This is a genomic window from Clostridium sp. DFI.1.208, assembly GCF_024463855.1.
Lineage (GTDB): Bacteria > Bacillota_I > Bacilli_A > Erysipelotrichales > Erysipelotrichaceae > Clostridium_AQ.
Map to the genome: position 1 here is coordinate 1 of NZ_JANGCA010000074.1, position 15,526 is coordinate 15,526.

The 15,526-nt window shown below is 40.7% G+C and carries 20 protein-coding genes; all 20 read right to left on the reverse strand.

Going from position 1 to position 15,526, the window contains the following annotated elements; genetic code table 11:
- Positions 1-189: 189 nt before the first annotated feature.
- Complete coding sequence (locus tag NE665_RS21410) at positions 190-414, reverse strand: hypothetical protein (RefSeq protein ID WP_196931930.1); 225 nt, start codon at positions 412-414, stop codon at positions 190-192.
- 19 nt (positions 415-433) lie between these two features.
- On the reverse strand, positions 434-742 hold the full coding sequence (locus NE665_RS21415; protein WP_196931931.1) for a hypothetical protein: 309 nt from the start codon (positions 740-742) through the stop codon (positions 434-436).
- A 147-nt stretch (positions 743-889) separates the two neighbouring features.
- Positions 890-1,207, reverse strand: a complete 318-nt coding sequence (locus tag NE665_RS21420) for a hypothetical protein (protein WP_196931932.1) — start codon at positions 1,205-1,207, stop codon at positions 890-892.
- Positions 1,204-1,428 carry a helix-turn-helix transcriptional regulator gene (locus NE665_RS21425; protein ID WP_004613729.1) on the reverse strand — a complete coding sequence of 75 codons (225 nt, stop codon included), beginning with the start codon at positions 1,426-1,428 and terminating at the stop codon, positions 1,204-1,206. The genes NE665_RS21420 and NE665_RS21425 overlap by 4 nt, the downstream gene beginning before the upstream one ends.
- A 125-nt stretch (positions 1,429-1,553) precedes the next feature.
- The gene (locus NE665_RS21430) at positions 1,554-2,465 is read right to left on the reverse strand and encodes a conjugal transfer protein (protein ID WP_227079108.1); all 912 of its coding nucleotides are present in this window, start codon (positions 2,463-2,465) and stop codon (positions 1,554-1,556) included.
- A 15-nt stretch (positions 2,466-2,480) separates the two neighbouring features.
- Complete coding sequence (locus tag NE665_RS21435) at positions 2,481-3,488, reverse strand: bifunctional lysozyme/C40 family peptidase (RefSeq protein ID WP_227079107.1); 1,008 nt, start codon at positions 3,486-3,488, stop codon at positions 2,481-2,483.
- Complete coding sequence (locus tag NE665_RS21440) at positions 3,485-5,686, reverse strand: YtxH domain-containing protein (protein WP_195588293.1); 2,202 nt, start codon at positions 5,684-5,686, stop codon at positions 3,485-3,487. Before NE665_RS21440 ends, NE665_RS21435 begins: the two co-directional genes overlap by 4 nt.
- Complete coding sequence (locus tag NE665_RS21445) at positions 5,686-8,136, reverse strand: ATP-binding protein (RefSeq protein WP_227079106.1); 2,451 nt, start codon at positions 8,134-8,136, stop codon at positions 5,686-5,688. The genes NE665_RS21440 and NE665_RS21445 overlap by 1 nt, the downstream gene beginning before the upstream one ends.
- Complete coding sequence (locus tag NE665_RS21450; protein ID WP_003061368.1) at positions 8,114-8,512, reverse strand: conjugal transfer protein; 399 nt, start codon at positions 8,510-8,512, stop codon at positions 8,114-8,116. The genes NE665_RS21445 and NE665_RS21450 overlap by 23 nt, the downstream gene beginning before the upstream one ends.
- 109 nt (positions 8,513-8,621) lie before the next feature.
- Complete coding sequence (locus NE665_RS21455) at positions 8,622-9,125, reverse strand: antirestriction protein ArdA (protein ID WP_227079105.1); 504 nt, start codon at positions 9,123-9,125, stop codon at positions 8,622-8,624.
- Between the two features lie 17 nt (positions 9,126-9,142).
- On the reverse strand, positions 9,143-9,646 hold the full coding sequence (locus tag NE665_RS21460; RefSeq protein WP_227079104.1) for an antirestriction protein ArdA: 504 nt from the start codon (positions 9,644-9,646) through the stop codon (positions 9,143-9,145).
- Positions 9,565-9,861, reverse strand: coding sequence for a conjugal transfer protein (locus NE665_RS21465; RefSeq protein ID WP_227079103.1), 297 nt, complete (start codon positions 9,859-9,861; stop codon positions 9,565-9,567). The genes NE665_RS21460 and NE665_RS21465 overlap by 82 nt, the downstream gene beginning before the upstream one ends.
- A gap of 100 nt (positions 9,862-9,961) precedes the next feature.
- On the reverse strand, positions 9,962-10,435 hold the full coding sequence (locus NE665_RS21470; protein WP_227079102.1) for a GNAT family N-acetyltransferase: 474 nt from the start codon (positions 10,433-10,435) through the stop codon (positions 9,962-9,964).
- 213 nt (positions 10,436-10,648) lie between these two features.
- The gene (locus NE665_RS21475; RefSeq protein ID WP_225305307.1) at positions 10,649-10,927 is read right to left on the reverse strand and encodes a hypothetical protein; all 279 of its coding nucleotides are present in this window, start codon (positions 10,925-10,927) and stop codon (positions 10,649-10,651) included.
- 209 nt (positions 10,928-11,136) lie between these two features.
- Positions 11,137-11,739, reverse strand: a complete 603-nt coding sequence (locus NE665_RS21480) for an alpha/beta hydrolase (protein ID WP_225305306.1) — start codon at positions 11,737-11,739, stop codon at positions 11,137-11,139.
- A gap of 74 nt (positions 11,740-11,813) precedes the next feature.
- A complete protein-coding gene (locus NE665_RS21485; protein WP_002323342.1) occupies positions 11,814-12,035 on the reverse strand; it encodes a hypothetical protein in 222 nt (73 codons plus the stop codon).
- Positions 12,036-12,170: a DUF3789 domain-containing protein gene (locus NE665_RS21490; RefSeq protein WP_021421303.1), complete on the reverse strand. Its 135-nt coding sequence runs from the start codon at positions 12,168-12,170 to the stop codon at positions 12,036-12,038. It lies immediately after the preceding gene.
- A gap of 11 nt (positions 12,171-12,181) precedes the next feature.
- A complete protein-coding gene (mobT, locus tag NE665_RS21495) occupies positions 12,182-13,378 on the reverse strand; it encodes a MobT family relaxase (protein ID WP_003431664.1) in 1,197 nt (398 codons plus the stop codon).
- A gap of 149 nt (positions 13,379-13,527) precedes the next feature.
- Positions 13,528-13,917, reverse strand: a complete 390-nt coding sequence (locus NE665_RS21500; RefSeq protein ID WP_004843352.1) for a hypothetical protein — start codon at positions 13,915-13,917, stop codon at positions 13,528-13,530.
- A 94-nt stretch (positions 13,918-14,011) separates the two neighbouring features.
- A complete protein-coding gene (locus NE665_RS21505) occupies positions 14,012-15,403 on the reverse strand; it encodes an FtsK/SpoIIIE domain-containing protein (protein WP_074441436.1) in 1,392 nt (463 codons plus the stop codon).
- Positions 15,404-15,526 lie beyond the last annotated feature (123 nt).

Here is a 15,526-nt window from a genome sequence, read left to right on the forward strand (position 1 = left end):
AATTTGAAAAAAATTGAAAAAATTTTTTCGGGTACAAAAAAAGCCCGCACAAAACATATAGTCTGTACGAGCTATTAAAGCTGTGAGATATTCAGTTGTTGATAAAATGCTGTTAGGTAGTGTATGACCGTATAAGATTATGCTTAAAACTTTCCATAATACAAGCCCCCTTACAGCACTTGATTTCTATTAAACTTTTGTCTTTTTTGTAATCTTGTAAATATATTCTTCTGGAGTAGGGCGTTTATTTCCAAAATACTTTCTGAAATTTGCCTGCACTTCTGGGTCGGTGCTGTTCATAGCTTCATCAATCGTCGCTTCAATATCAGCCCGAATATCAGCCAATGATACACCGCCAGCTTTTGCACCAGCTTTCAATGCTTTTTTAATATCTCGTTTTTTTAAGATAGCCATAATACAACACCTTTCCCTTTTATTTTATAAGTAATTGAATAATAGTTACAAATACCCAAATGAAAAACAGAACACCGTCCAGCTTAGCAATCAAATTCAAGACTTTATTTTCTATTTTTTCCACTCCGCATATAGCATTAAAATTCATTGCAGAAAATGCTAAAATCAATAAAGAGTAATTTGACAAATTGTTACTATTACCATTATAAAGGGCAAAAGCATATCCAGCCCAAAAAGGAAGTAACGCAACTAAAGTAAAGCCTTTTAGAAACTTCATGTCTTTTCTTTCGCTTGAAAAATAATTTTTTGCTAAATGTTTGTCTGCCATAATCGCAACTCCTTTCAAAATTGTCGGAAGTTATCTCCCTCTTTCATTATAATTTTTTTCAATCAAAATGTAAAGTATTTCTTACTATTTGTTGTAAAAAATCATGCTTGTTTTTTTGTATAGGAAACAAGCACGATATAATATGCTTTACTCAATTTTCTTATATATCAAAATTGCGACAACTTGTATCGTTAATACAATATTATATATCCATTGTACACCGTTAGCCATACTATAAAAATCCATAGATGTCCGCATAGAAAGTTTTGCAAAAACATTGACGAGAATAACAAACACAATCGTAGATATAATACTCGCTTTTCCGATAATTGCTCGTCCTCTTTCATCTCGTGATGTTTTCAAAAAGAATAATACAATTACAGCAATGGTAATAGGTATGCAGTAATATGTTCCTATTACAAGTATTGTTTTATTATTGATAATTGACTCAAACAATTCTATCATTTTTCTGCCTCCTCAAAGTCAAATAAATCTTCAATCGCTACATCAAATACTTTCGCAATACTATATGCTAACAACATGGACGGATTGTATCGGTTTCTTTCAAGCTGTATTATCGTTTGCCGAGATACTCCAACAAGGTCAGCGAGTTCCTGCTGGCTCATTCGTTTTGTAGCTCTATAAATATGTATCTTGCTGTCAAAAGAATACTTTTGCTTTGCCATTTAGCCACCGCCTTATTTTAATTTCAGCTTATTATAACATATTTCTTACTTTTTGTGTGGAATTTATGATTATGCCATATACAAAAAGCGTGTAAATCTGTACTGAAATACACGCTTTACATCATTTATCCTACAATCTTCCAGTTGCTATCCTTATGTAGCACAAGCTCATACTGCGATACCTGCGTCGCCTTTGTCTGATTATCAAGGAATTTCACGGCTACTTTAACTTTCACATTATCCCCGTCCTTTGTAAAGATAGGGTTTACCAATTCAGAATAAAGATAGTCCCTGCCGATAGGTTCAATCACATTCCCAGATACATAGTAGGAAAGCTCTTTTTCTGTTGCTGTTGGGTAGAGCTTAAAGAATGTTTCCAGAAAAGCGGTAGCGTCGTTTACGGTATCAGCGTCTACGCTTGCGTCTGCTTCTGGTGTCTTAGGCTCATAGTCTGATTTTTCGATTGCTGGTGCAAGGGTAGGGTTCTGAACGATTACCATATTCCCGTCAGCGTCCACATGGACTTTTACGATATAGGTTGCTTTCACATTGCTTGTCTGTTCTCCCTCTTTTATCTGCTGATCTACTTCGTAGGTAGCAGAAAAAGTGTCCGTTCCCGACTGTTCGATACTCCATACAATCACATCTGTAACTGTGGAGCTGGTCGGTATATCGGTTCTAATGGTATCTATATTCAAGTCCTGCAATTCCTTTGTCAGATAACCGTTGATTGCCTGCGTCCTTGCTTCAATCGCTTCTTTGCTGTTATTCCATGTGTAATAGGACTTCGCAAAATTCTTCACGAAATTTTCTATCCCGTTGGTGTCCTGCAAGCGAAGCTCAATGATTTCTTTTTCATGGGTCGTGTGCTGGTCGATAGCGGTAAAATTCTTATACACCCCAAAGCTCACGCTTGCGATAAGCACCACCCACAACGCAATCACGGTTTTCTTATGCGTGCCTACCTTGACGGTACGCACCTTTTTTTCTTTTGGTTCTTTGATAGTTTCTGTCTGTTTCTTATTCTTTTTAAACATATTTTCAAGTCCTTTCTATTGTTTTACTCGTCCTGCACCGATTAAGTGCTGTTGCCAGTAACTACTGCTTAGGTCTGCATATCCTATCGGGTTGCCTGCATGGTACATCTGGTTATTTCCTACATAAATACCGACGTGGGTTACATACGAACCAGCGTTATAAGTGGAATGGAAAAATACCAAGTCCCCAGCCTTTGCCTGCGAAAGTGGCAGATGTTGGGTAGCGTCATACTGTGCTTGTGCCGTTCTCGGTAAGGAGATACCAGCTTTTCCATAGCACCATTGCACAAGTCCGCTACAATCAAAGGAAGTGTTCGGGTTACTGCCACCATACACATACTTCCAGCCTTGATATTTCAACGCTTCATTCATAATCGCTTGTGCCGTCGCATTATCAAAATGTGCCACAGTCAGATATTGATTGACTAATTCCACATAGAACATATTTCCATAGCCATACCGCCAGCCCCCGTTCTTCGCAACGGCTATCGGGTTAGTATAGGTTACTTTCTTTCCACCCGACTTTTCACGGGCGAAGCTCTCTGCAAGATTAAAAGTGTGTTTCTTTCCTTTTCCTGCCACATATCCCACATAGCCACCGCCATAGTTATAGGACTGTATCGCTACATTCAAATCGTCGATACCTTGATTTTTGCAGGAAGAAAGCAGGGACGCAAAATACTTACACCCCTGCTTGATTGAGCTTTCTGTATCTAAAGAGTTAGGCGGTAAACCAAGACTTTCTGAACTCTGCATAACATCTTCTGCCGTACCGCCACTTTCTACTTGAATGATAGCCAATAGCACATTGACATACTCGGAGATACCGTTTTCTCTGGCGTATTTTTCCACCATAGGCTGATGTTTCAATACTTCTGCGGATAAGTTCATACCCGTAATGCCAGAAGAAAAGTTGCTGTTCTCGTCGTCGCTGTCCGCACTAATCAAGACACCAAAGAAAAGCACCAGAGAAAAGAGGATAGGAAACAGACTGCCAATGAGAGCGATATGTTTCAGTTTCATTTTTTCTTCTGTCCTTTCTTCATTACAAGGTTACGGGTTTTCTCTGTTGTCTGCTGGTTCTTCTGGACGCTCTGGGTCTGCTGAACCTTTGTCCTGCGGTCTTTGGTGTAATTCTGGCGTGTTTCCTGCGATACCACCTTTTCTACATTCTGCCTATGTACTGGCTGTGCCGACTGGGTCGCTTTCTTATCAGAAGCACCAGAAGATAACGGACGCTCTTTGATAACATTTGTCTTGACTGGTTCACTTGCTTTTGAAGTGGTCGCTGTGGCAGGACGTTTGACTTCCTGCGTTTTTTCCGCACTCGGCTTTGAAGCTGTGGCTGGTCGCTCATGGGGACGGGTAGCTCCCGTTGTCGCTGATCCGTCAGCCTTTCGCTGTGCCTGCCTTGCTTCTTGTGCCTTTTGAAGCTTCATACGCTTGTCAGCGATATTCTGTCTATGCTGTTCCTGCTTTTCCAAACGCCCCGTCTGTCTGGACTGCTGTTCCTGCACCATGCCACGCTTAAAGTCGGACACGCTGGACTTTGCCTTTTCCTTTGCGGAATACACCGCATAAGCGGTCTGTGTCGGCATATCCTTGATGTTTTCTTTGACAGCGTTTGCTTTGTCTTTCACTTTATTTTTCGTATCTAAGACAGCACCCACCTTTGAGCCTGCACGCTGTCCCATGCTGGAAGTGGTATTGCCCCGATTTTCTTTAGAAGCTGTATTTTTTCTTTCAGCTCGTTTATTAGCAACGGCACTTCCAGCCACCGCACCAGCCACACCGCCCGAAATACCGCCAGCACTTACCGCCCTTGCAATACGGTGTTCCATACGCCTAGCCCTATGTCGCATAAACAGATACGGTCTGCGGAATATCCTGCGTCCCATGCTTTGACTGTCGCCAGCATTAAGTGAGAACATACTCATTAAGTCGCCCAGTTTCATATAGATACCAGCAAAACACACTATCTGCAAGAACGCCACCATGAAAAACGGATAGTCCGTGGAGATGTTATAAAACATACTGGAAATACTGAACGCTACCGTTACAATGAGCGTTATTCCTGCCCGTGTCATTATGGTATTAAATACCCTCACGATTGCCTGCTTTGCCATGCTTTCATAGCTCGGTATCATGGAAAGTAGAAAGCTGATAGGTAAAAACATAGCAAAGATAATAAAAAGTATCTGGCTGAACAACATCATACCCGTAAGCAAGAATACAAATATCGTGATACCTAAGTTGAAGAACAGCAGGAAGAATACCATACCTAAACGATTTACCACCTGCGGTATCGTTAGATTGTTGTTGTCGTTATCCTCGATTTCTGTTTTTACGACTTCCTCTCTGGTCTTTCCGTCCTCGTCCTCTGGGCTTGCTGATACGAGAGCTTCGACACGGTCTGTCCCGATTTCTTCTGCGTTGCTGTTCCCGAATTGTAAGAGTAGCCACGGCTGTTCTACTTGAATAGAAAATAAGCTGTCCCGTATCAAGTCCACGCTGTCTTTACCCTCACTGTCAGAGTTGGGGAGCATGATTTTTGTTCCCAAGTCCAAAGAAGCGGTGCTGATGTCTGATGAAAATTCATTTATCTTCTTGATGTAGTCGGGAGCGTAGGCAATAAAAGAAGCGGACAGTACGAACACCACAACAAAATTGATAACAGCGTGAAGTGCCTTGCTTGTTTCCCGTTTGATAAGTCCCGTATAGGCTACATAAAGTCCCACCACTAATATAATGAGAAGCAGGAAACCGACATAAAAGCCAGAGCTGGAAAAACCGTTCTGTGTTACGCCTGCAAGGGTCTGTATGCTTTGTCCGATACTGTCTGCCATATCATTGATGAAGTCCAGCTTATAGGCTTCCTGCACCACATAGCCCGTGGCATTGCTTAAATAAAGGCTTATCGTCCAGACAAAGTTAGTAATGCAGTAAAGCCCATACTGCACCGATTTTCCGATACCGTCCAGCCAGTTCCACGGCAACCACGACCAGCTATTATCTACATAAAAATCAAGCTGGTAATTCGACAGCGGATATTTTGAGTAAAGATTTTCTGCATTTATGGTATCGTCCACAAGCCCCGTCGCATGAGCCACCGTCCCCAGAAGTGAAAGCAGGATAAGGGAAAGTGCCACGACAAACAGAGCCATTTTGAGAAAGTGAAAAATCTTCCTTTTTGTGAACGCACCTTTTATCCTTTCTTTCATCACTCCACCTCATTTCTCTGTACGGGCGGTCTGGTATCAAAGGCGTGTAGCAGTTCTTCAAAGACTGGGTGTATCTGCACCACACCGACACGCCCGTATAAGTCCTGCAATAAACATTGTCCGTTCTCCAAATCACGCAAGCGTTTCTGATTGTTCTCGTCGTCCTTGTCGATACCGAAAAATTCTAAGGTCTGCTTTATCTCGCCCAAGTCGGTACTACGAAAGGCAAACTTCAAGCCGATATTGTTTTTCAGACTTTCTTTTGACACGTCCCCAGAAGATTGTGTAACAAAATAAACGCCTGCCTGCATAGCACGTCCAGCACGAACCAGCTTATTTGATAAAGTTTCGCCTTGTGCCACGTTTAAGAACGCCCACGCTTCGTCCAAATCGACAATCTTAAAAATGCTTCTGTCTGAATGGATAAAATCAAGAGCAAAGGTACTAATCACAATCAGCATAGACACCGACAATAATTCAATGGTCGTGTATTCCTCAAAGGTCGTGTCCTTATCTGGCAATACTAAGTCCGCTACTTGAATGATATTGAGCTGGTTATCAAGGCTGATAGCATTTTCCACCGTACCGTCTGAAAACAGCAGGTGTGCAAAGTCGTAGTCCGTGAAGCTGTCGATATGGTCTGCGATATTTCTTGATACTGGCGTATCTTCACGGCGTAACTCGTCTATCACATGAAGCAAGCCCCGTTTGTCGCTCTGGGTAACGGAACGCACCGCCTTACGAAGTACGGGGAACTTTTCTCCGTCCCTTGAAGAAATACCCGTAAGGAATGTTAAGATGTCGATTGCCAGACTTTCAGCGTCTTTTACATTCTTCATAATCACAAACGGGTCAAGAAGTCCTGCATTGTCCTTGTCGCTTGTTAGGTTTACGATATTGATTTCATGGGCGATTTCTGGGAGCGTTTCTTTCCAGTTGCCACGCTCACTTTTAGGGTCTAACAGAAGTGCTTGACCGCCAAACAGCACCGAATAATACACCAGAAGATTGTTACAGAACGATTTCCCACCGCCAAGCGAACCGACAAAAGCAGACGCTAAAGCGTTGGTAACTGTACCTTTTACACCTTGACTGGCAAGGGACGGTTGCAGGTACACATTTCTTCCCGTATCAACAGAATAGCCCATATAGATACCCGTAGTTTCTCCTAACTGCTGTGTCGCACCAAAACCAAGCCCTGCTAGAAAATCTGATTTTACATACTGCACATAATCATTGATATATCGCTTGCTGGCAGGAAGAAATTCTGAATGAAGCCCCAGCATATCCCCAGCAGGACGCACCAGTTTTACATTGAGGTCGTCGTAAAAGTCCTTGACTTCATCACAACGGCGTTTCAGCTCGTCAAGATCGGGTGCAGACACCCGTATGACGTAGCTTAACTTATACATACTTTCTTTGCTCTGGTCTAAGTCCGTTTCCAGCTCGTCCACGCTATCTAATGCGTCCACCACATTTGAGCTGGTTTCACTTCCTGCTTGATAAGCGTGATTGTCAAGGTCTTTCAATTCCTTTTTCTTGTTGCGGACTGTCGTTAATGCTTTCCGATTTTCCACGATTTCTACATTCATAGAAGTATCAACGGGGAATGTGAATTGCTGTTGCTGGAAATAGAAGATTTCACTGGACGGAAAATCCAGCTCGCCCACAATCGCATTGACGGTAAAGTAGGACACATAGCTTTCCTTGTCCTCATGTTCCAATCGTAAATACCTTTGGCTTTCCTCAATCACACATCTTGTCGGACGAATAAGGTCGTAGTATTTTATCTGCGTTTCTCTCCTCAATTTCTTCTTTGGTAACTGATACTCATAATCTTCATAAGCGACACCGTCCCTACCGTAAAGATGTTCTATGAGATACCCGAAGTCGTTTGTTTCCAAGCGTCGCACCTTGAAACGACGGGATATTTTGTTTTCCAGTAACTTTTCCATTTTCATGTAGCGGTTGATTTCATCATTCGGCATGGAAACAAAGTCGTTCATCAGCGTGTGGTTCACTTCATGGAGAAATTCCGTGAACGTCAGCCACGCCGATTTTTTGATGTTCTTCAGATTGAGCTGTTCTTCCGTAACCATGAGCTTAAAGCCAAGAAAAAAGCGGTAGTCCACTTGATTATCCCCAATCATAGATACTAACGCTTCGGTCTGTTCGTCTATCTTCTGATAGGCAACTTCCTTTAATTTTCCAGTTACCAGCTTTTTTGACTGCTCCTGCATACTTCGGATTGAGCTTTCTGTGGCAATCTGCAACGCATGAATTTTACCCTCACGGGACTGTGCAATGAGCTGTCGAAAGCTGTCATGCACGATAAATTTCTGCTCTGCGGATAAGAAAGAATAGTTGTACGGTATCAGCTCATAATAGGCAAACACCTCATTGTCCTTGTTCCAGACAAGGTTATTGTCAATATATTTTATCGGGAACATAGTTCACACTCCTTACTGCCGTGATTGTTTCATTGAGTATCTGCTTATGCAGTTTTACGGCTTTTCCTGCATAAGTGATTTTTGGTCGCAGGGCATAGGTTATCTGTGATTTCAAAAAGCTGTACGGCTTCTTTCCGTCAAAAGTTTTCTGCGACATAAACCAAGTGAGAGCAACGGGAATACCGAAGTATTTGAGAAATGCTCCCTCAATCATGGAAAGTGGGGGAATATCCCCAAACAGAATGATGATAAATTCTGTAATCACAAACCATGTAATCTGCGTAAAGGTAACGGGAAAGGGCAAGTTAAAGTCATTGATTGCATACAAGACTTTTTCCACGTTCCAGATACCCGTATAAGATTTAATCTTTTTCAAGTTCTTTCAGCTCCTTTCAAAATAGAAAAGGACAGCCATGTTTCAGACTGTCCCTTAAAAGAGAAATACGCTGTCAGTAGCAACAATGCTTGTCGCTGATCTTCCAGCGTTAATATGGTATCTCGCACATACCTCGGCTTGTTTCAATGAAGCAACCGCCCATATCCAAATCTCGCCCGTAGGCTTCATAGTCAATGTAGTTCTGTAAGCTGGGTGGAATGTCGCCAAGTGCCTGCAATTCGTCTATGTAGTAGTAGGCAACGTCTGTCATGGTTTCACAGTCGGGATAATAATAAATATCGTCCTTATGTTCCACGACTTCTTCCAGCGTCCCGTAGTGGCTGATAAATTCGTCCAGACATTCTACGATATAGTCGGGAAGTTCCTCTATCATTTCATACATCTCATTGAGTTCTTCAATGGAAACATACTCGCCAATCGCAATGGGGAAGTTATCGGTATCATGGATAGCGTATTCCTCATACTGTTCATTCAAGTCGATTTTTTCTTTCACATCTTCCTCGTCAATAGGAAACGTGAACCAAGCACCGACTAAATAGCCCTCATTGTATTTGCCAAGATTAGCAATGTAAACCGCCATATCATCAATCATAAGCACCACCTCATTTCCTACTCTGGCAGTTCAAAGATACCGTGTTCTGTTACTAAAAATTTCCCGTGTTCCTGCAAGTGAGAAGCGTAGGCTTCAAAGTCAAAGTAATATTCTTGACAGTCCTCGGATAAATGTTTGAACGTCGGGTCGTTCATCAGCTTTTGCCTTGCAACATCTATCATGCTTTTGCAGTCGGGATAAACGGTAATCACGTTCCTGCAAATATAAAGTGCTTCTAAATTTTCATACACGGTAAGAAGTGCTGTATATTCTTCTTGCATATCACTTGAAAGCTGGCGGTACATAAAATCTAATTCGTTGAGCTGATACACGCTTGTATGTTCGTGGACTTCATCAGCATAAGGCAACACCTTTTCGATAATGCGGTAATCCCCACTTTCTGCACCGACACCTAACTTTTTTTCAAACTCTGCAACATCTATCGGCAGGTCGAACCAGTATGATATTGTTTCTTCGCCAGTTGTTCCTTTCGTTTCCACCAGCACCCTTGTTTCCTGCATTGTTCCTCACGTCCTTTCTGTTGTTTCATTACATCTTTTAAGGTCTGGTACGACATACCAAACACATATTTAGAAAAATCTTCTAACTGTCTTTCTTCATAGTCGGCAAGGTTCAGCCGTTTCATTTCCTGCCACACCTTACGTTTGTAAGAGGGCAGGTCTGAAATATAATCACAACCTACTTTTGCCTGCATATCCTTAAAAATATCGTTCATTTCATCACTCCAATCTGAAATTTAGGTAAGAAAAAAGCAGTCAATCCTAAGACTAACTGCTTTGTGTGTATGGATATGAAATTGTAAACTAGATTATCTGTTATAGATTTACAGTCATAATATATTCTTCGCTATTTTCATCAACAACAAGAAAACCTGCTTTCTTATACATCTTTACTGCATAATTGTTTTTTTGAACAGATAAGGAAAGTTTTGAATATCCAGAAGTTTTTTCCACCAACAATAACTGTTGCAATAATGAAGTTCCAATCCCTTGTCCTCTATACTTTTGAAAAACAGACATAGCAAGGGACGGTGTATCATTGTCAATGTGTCCGTAATCGTTCATTATTCGTACCCAAATAGCACCCACGACATTTCCTTGAACTTCCGCAACTAAAGCCCTATCATCTTTTCGCTTTCCAAATTCAAAAACATATTCTTGTAATTCTGGACAGTTAATTATTGATTTAGGTGGTGGCTCAACACCGTCTGGAATATAAATTGCTTCATACAAAAAGTCATTGAGTAAATCATATTCTTCCTTTTTTATTTCTCGTATAATATAATCCATAGCTTAACTCCTAATCTATTTTATCTTTTTTCACACCCCGATTATACCATTCGCATATAAGCACTACAATAAAATTTTATACACCGATAATCTTGTTGAAAAGTTCTAAGAGTATATCATTTCATCACTCCAATCTGAAATTTTGGTAAGAAAAAAGCAGTCAATCCTAAGACTAACTGCTTTAAAAGCTATTAAACTGTATTGTATAGAAAATTATTTTTTTGACGTTCCCCAGTCAACCAGCATAAACAAAGCGATACCCATACCTGCAATCAAAAAGAAAATACTTATACTTTTCTTTTTTACTAATCCAACAATACCTATGATTATTAAAAGGATAGAAACTATTAACGACATATAGAAACAGAACTTCGCCCATTTTCCACCTTTATTACTAAAATATTCTTGTCTTTTGTCACTAACTCTACATTCTAAGAAATATTCTACTAATCCACTACTTAAATATTTTACAATATCTTTAATAAGTTCCACAATATCACTTCCCATATAAAATTATAATATCTGCTATTTGTGGGGTATTATAACACTTCTATGTATGCTTTACAACAATTTATGCACCAATAATCTTGTTGAATAGCTCTAACAGACACCATTTCATCACTCCAATCTGAAATTTTGATAAGAAAAAAGCAGTCAATCCTAAAACTAACTGCTTTGTGTGTGGATATAAAATCTAAATTCTATTGTATAACTTTTCTTAGCCAATTATCTCTAAAGAAAATCTGTTCGTCAGTATGAAACCAATGTTCTCCGTCATTCATAATGGTAAGATTTGCACAATGTCTATCAATAAATTTATCTACCGTTTGACGTGATGTAAGATTATCATGTTCAGCATACAAAATTTCAGTAGGCGTTTTCCAATTTATCGGGTTTGCCCGAACAAAACATAGATATTCCCACGATAATGTTTCTCCAAAATCAGTTGGTATTTCTTTTCTTTCAGAAAGTTCCTTTTCAGACACATTCGCCCAGCTCATCATATCTACTATAAGTTGTTCCATATCAAGTATAGGCGATATGAATAATGCTTTTTCAATCTTGAAATTCTGTAATGTGTGCATTGTAAAATAAGCTCCGATACTATTAGCAAGTACATATATGTAGTCATATTTTTCAGATATTTTATCGTAGACTTCCATAATTTTATTTTTTACAATCCACGGAAAATAGTCATTATAATCTACTCCAAAAACATCAAAATCTAAACAAATATTTTTGAACTGTTCAGCTTCAAGATAACTTCCACCTTTACCATGAACATATATCATTGCTTTCTTCAAAGTAACGCCCCCCATAAATCAGAATTTTATATATCCACATTATACCATTCTCATATCAGCACCACAATAAAATTCTATGCACCGATAATCTTATTGAACAGCTCTAACAGTACATCTTTCACACCGCCAGCATTGAATACTAAGCCGACAGCAATTAAGGCAACTACCAAGAAGCCGATAAGTTTGGAAAACTCACGCTTGAACCCTAAGTAGATACCGATAACCACAATCGCCATAAGCACTAAGCTCTGTGCGTTTGATAAAAACCATTGATACAAATTTTGTCCGAAATTCATTTAATTGTCCTCGCTTTCTTCTGATTGTTTCATTTCATAGTCAACTTCTTTGCCGACATTCAAAATACACATCAAGACTACGCCGATACCCATTCCCATAGATACCAGCAGGAAGTCTTTTACTAATTCCCACATTTTTATCACTCCTAACTTTCCACCAAATCTTTTGCAGGGGTCGTCTGCTGTTTGATTATCATTTCATGCTTTTCTGTGAGCTTTGCCTGCTGTTCGATTGTTTCCATGTAGTCTGTACCGTTTCCCTTATCAATCTTTTTCAGCATTTTCAAGGTTGGTGCTACCTGCCTTTGTACCCACCGCAATGTGCGGTCTAAGGTGTAAGGTTCTGGTTTTGTCGTCAGTTTCAGACTTTGCCGATTATCCCCGATAAACCAAGCCCAGCGGTCATTGAGTTTCCAGTCATTTTTTCGCTTGTCTGGTTCTTCATCAACAAACCGCACATATTGATTGATAATAGAAAAAGCGGTCTGCTCTGCGTCATAATAGGTCAGCAAATCCCGTACTGCATAATAGGCACGTTCATTGCGAAGCCGTATCTCAAAACGGTTGATAATGTCAGCTTCTTCCAGAGGTGTCCCCAGCTTGACGTACTGCTCATAGTCCTTTTCATAGATACAGAAATACACATCTGATTTCAGCGAACCAAGATAAAGGGTACGTCCCATATATTCTCTGTCGTCCTCTCTGTGCTTGATAAGCTCACCCGACTGGTAAAACTTATAGCTTCTGGACTTTCCGATATATTCCCGTTTCCTGCATTTTTCCGCAAGCTCTGGAATATCCAAAATGCCCGTATGGTCGTTGATAGCAAGGTCGATACGCTTCATCACGCCACCGTCTACGAGTGCGTCCATGAGGAAGTCATACCAGCTTCTTTGCTGTGCCAGCAGGTAACTTTCAAACTGTCGGCACCCACGCCCCTTTAACTCTAAAAGGACACCTTTTTCTTCGTCAGCCGACGTATAGATAAAGATGTCCCCCAAAGAGTAATGCTCCGTATAACTGTAATGTCCGTAATCTTCATGGAGCATATAATTGATATTCAGTTTTAATATATCTTTGATGATGTGCTGTATATCCAGCGTGGGAAAACGAATTTTCACATAATCAAACAGCATGGTAAGCGGTGCTTCTGGATTGAACCTTGCCAGTTCTTTATACAGCGTTTCCAGAAGTTCTTTTGACGGCTTCATTTTTCCGCTTTCTATCTTGTTGAGATATTCCCTTGTGATACCAGAAGCCACCGCCAGCCTGCCTTGTGAGATACCGTAAGCAATCCGTTTCTCCCGTAATTCTTTTATCCATTGTTCTTCATTCAGAACCATACCCCCAATCTGTAAAGTGTGAAGTTTTTTTAGGCGACTTCACAGCCGATTTTTACTAGGAAACCATGCCAGAAGCCTTATGTTTCCTATGTTTTTCGTCTATTGCCTATTTGCAAACGTACCCCTCTGTTAGATACTGAGGGGTTTTATCAGCGGACGGGACAAGCCCCGTCCGCCAAGAACGGAACTTGCGGTTGAGAACCGCAAAACCCGTCCTTGTCGTCCGTGTCTGTGTCCTGCTGTGAACCTTGTATGCCCTCATAGATAACCGCAAAATCTATTCTTTCATCTGAAAGTGCTTCTTTCATTTCTTCAGACAGTCCTTTAAGAAATACATTACATTGCAGACAAGCCTTATCTAAAACTCGAAATCGAAAATAGATTATCCTGCTTTCAACGCAATGTCTACTTTCCAATCTCATTCTAAACTTATGAGGAATGTTGATTTTTTCACGAATAACATCATCAATGATTTTATCTATCCTTGAATGAAATCGCAGATTTGGATTGACAGAATAATCTAAAAAACAATCTAACATATATTTCCTGCAATCCGTTGTAAAAATATCTGTATTCAAGCACAAACAGAGGTAGTTTTTCTCTGTGGGTGCGTGATAAACATTTAATGTGTCCTTATTCAATCACATCTTCCTTTCCTTGTTGTTCTGGCATGACTTGTCTTTCTTGTGCAAGCCTGCCGATTGTTTGTAAAAAATCATGTCCTTTCGGGACTAAAGGCGTGTAAAATTCACTTATCACGCTTGTTCCCACATCACAATAGCCACGCCCTTTGATACGCTTCTGGAAAAACTGCTTTTTCACATCTGAACCGAACAGCATACCGTAACCTAATTCGCTGATACGCCCAAGTCCCACACGGAAATTGAAATTATCTCTGATACCGTCCGAGAAATACTTTGCGTCTGGACGCTGGCAGGCAACGATAAGGAAATAACCTGCTTGTCGCCCTAACATAACGATTTTCTTTAACTGGCTAAGTAAGCTCACGCTTTCTTTCGTCCCCAGCATTTCAAAAAACGCCACATATTCATCAAAGATAAGAAAGCAGGGTGGCAGTCCCAGATAGGCGTAGTTTTCGCCCGTCTTATAGTTCGGGTGTCGTTTCATTTCTTCACTTCGCTGTACCATGCCCTCATAAAAGGCATTGACGCAATCAATCATTTCTTCTTTGGTGTGATACACATTTCCCATAACTGTCCCTAAGTCCGCAAGGTCAGCGTTCTTCGGGTCTAAGATGTAAAGGACAGCGTCGGTATGCAGTAAGGCTTCAATGAGCGTCAGCAGAAAATAGGTTTTACCGCCACCCGTTCCACCAGCGATAAGGGCGTGAGGGAGTGCGTCATATTCCCAGACAAGATTTTTCATCAGTCTAAGACAGCCGTTTTCTGCCCGTACTTCATCAATGGTAATGCGGTTCGCTATCATATCATAAAGCAGGGTATATTCGATATAGCCGTCATGCAGGGTCTTGTCGGTCAGCTCACAATACAAGCCACTTTCCAATTTATCCTCTAACCGTAAAAGCTGGTCTTGATATTTCCCCAGCGTAATTTCACAGCGGATATGAAGCAGTCCCTTTTCCATTTGATAATAAATCTTTGGAAACCAGACGATTTTTTCCCTTGATCTGCTTTGCAGGTCAGTAAAAAAACCGCTGTCTTGTACGGCATCGGCTTCATACCACTTATTCTCCAGTATCATTCTTGCCAGCTTTTGACGGTGCAGGAGCTTCTTGAAATTGTCATAACAGAAGCGGTAATACAGAAAAGCGACCAATGCACAAACACCAGTCGCTATCAGTATGGTTATGAAGTTGTAAGGGGAGAGGGTCAAGCCATTCTCAAACAAGCTGAAATGCTCCCAATCGGTACGCATGAGCTGTTTCATATTCAGTAGCAGGAGAACCGCCACGAATACAAACAGAAGCGTTCCTATGGAAAAGTGGTAAACAAGGTGCTTGTCGCTGGCTCTGATACGGTGTCCTTTGTTAAAAATCTTTTGCATAAATCAATCACTCCTGGTATATTTAAGTTACTCATATAATGAGTAATAAATTTAATATACCAGTTCTCCTTTCCACCTGAATTATTTGGTATCACTTCAGGTTGTGATAAAATGTGTAATTGT

Excerpts from the sequence above, each read along its gene's own strand:
- NE665_RS21410 (WP_196931930.1), bottom strand. The coding sequence starts at position 414 with ATGGCTATCTTAAAAAAACGAGATATTAAAAAAGCATTGAAAGCTGGT.
- NE665_RS21415 (WP_196931931.1), bottom strand. The coding sequence starts at position 742 with ATGGCAGACAAACATTTAGCAAAAAATTATTTTTCAAGCGAAAGAAAA.
- NE665_RS21420 (WP_196931932.1), bottom strand. The coding sequence starts at position 1,207 with ATGATAGAATTGTTTGAGTCAATTATCAATAATAAAACAATACTTGTA.
- NE665_RS21425 (WP_004613729.1), bottom strand. The coding sequence starts at position 1,428 with ATGGCAAAGCAAAAGTATTCTTTTGACAGCAAGATACATATTTATAGA.
- NE665_RS21430 (WP_227079108.1), bottom strand. The coding sequence starts at position 2,465 with ATGTTTAAAAAGAATAAGAAACAGACAGAAACTATCAAAGAACCAAAA.
- NE665_RS21435 (WP_227079107.1), bottom strand. The coding sequence starts at position 3,488 with ATGAAACTGAAACATATCGCTCTCATTGGCAGTCTGTTTCCTATCCTC.
- NE665_RS21440 (WP_195588293.1), bottom strand. The coding sequence starts at position 5,686 with ATGAAAGAAAGGATAAAAGGTGCGTTCACAAAAAGGAAGATTTTTCAC.
- NE665_RS21445 (WP_227079106.1), bottom strand. The coding sequence starts at position 8,136 with ATGTTCCCGATAAAATATATTGACAATAACCTTGTCTGGAACAAGGAC.
- NE665_RS21455 (WP_227079105.1), bottom strand. The coding sequence starts at position 9,125 with ATGATTGATGATATGGCGGTTTACATTGCTAATCTTGGCAAATACAAT.
- NE665_RS21460 (WP_227079104.1), bottom strand. The coding sequence starts at position 9,646 with ATGCAGGAAACAAGGGTGCTGGTGGAAACGAAAGGAACAACTGGCGAA.
- NE665_RS21465 (WP_227079103.1), bottom strand. The coding sequence starts at position 9,861 with ATGAACGATATTTTTAAGGATATGCAGGCAAAAGTAGGTTGTGATTAT.
- NE665_RS21470 (WP_227079102.1), bottom strand. The coding sequence starts at position 10,435 with ATGGATTATATTATACGAGAAATAAAAAAGGAAGAATATGATTTACTC.
- NE665_RS21485 (WP_002323342.1), bottom strand. The coding sequence starts at position 12,035 with ATGAATTTCGGACAAAATTTGTATCAATGGTTTTTATCAAACGCACAG.
- NE665_RS21490 (WP_021421303.1), bottom strand. The coding sequence starts at position 12,170 with ATGTGGGAATTAGTAAAAGACTTCCTGCTGGTATCTATGGGAATGGGT.
- mobT (WP_003431664.1), bottom strand. The coding sequence starts at position 13,378 with ATGGTTCTGAATGAAGAACAATGGATAAAAGAATTACGGGAGAAACGG.
- NE665_RS21500 (WP_004843352.1), bottom strand. The coding sequence starts at position 13,917 with ATGTTAGATTGTTTTTTAGATTATTCTGTCAATCCAAATCTGCGATTT.
- NE665_RS21505 (WP_074441436.1), bottom strand. The coding sequence starts at position 15,403 with ATGCAAAAGATTTTTAACAAAGGACACCGTATCAGAGCCAGCGACAAG.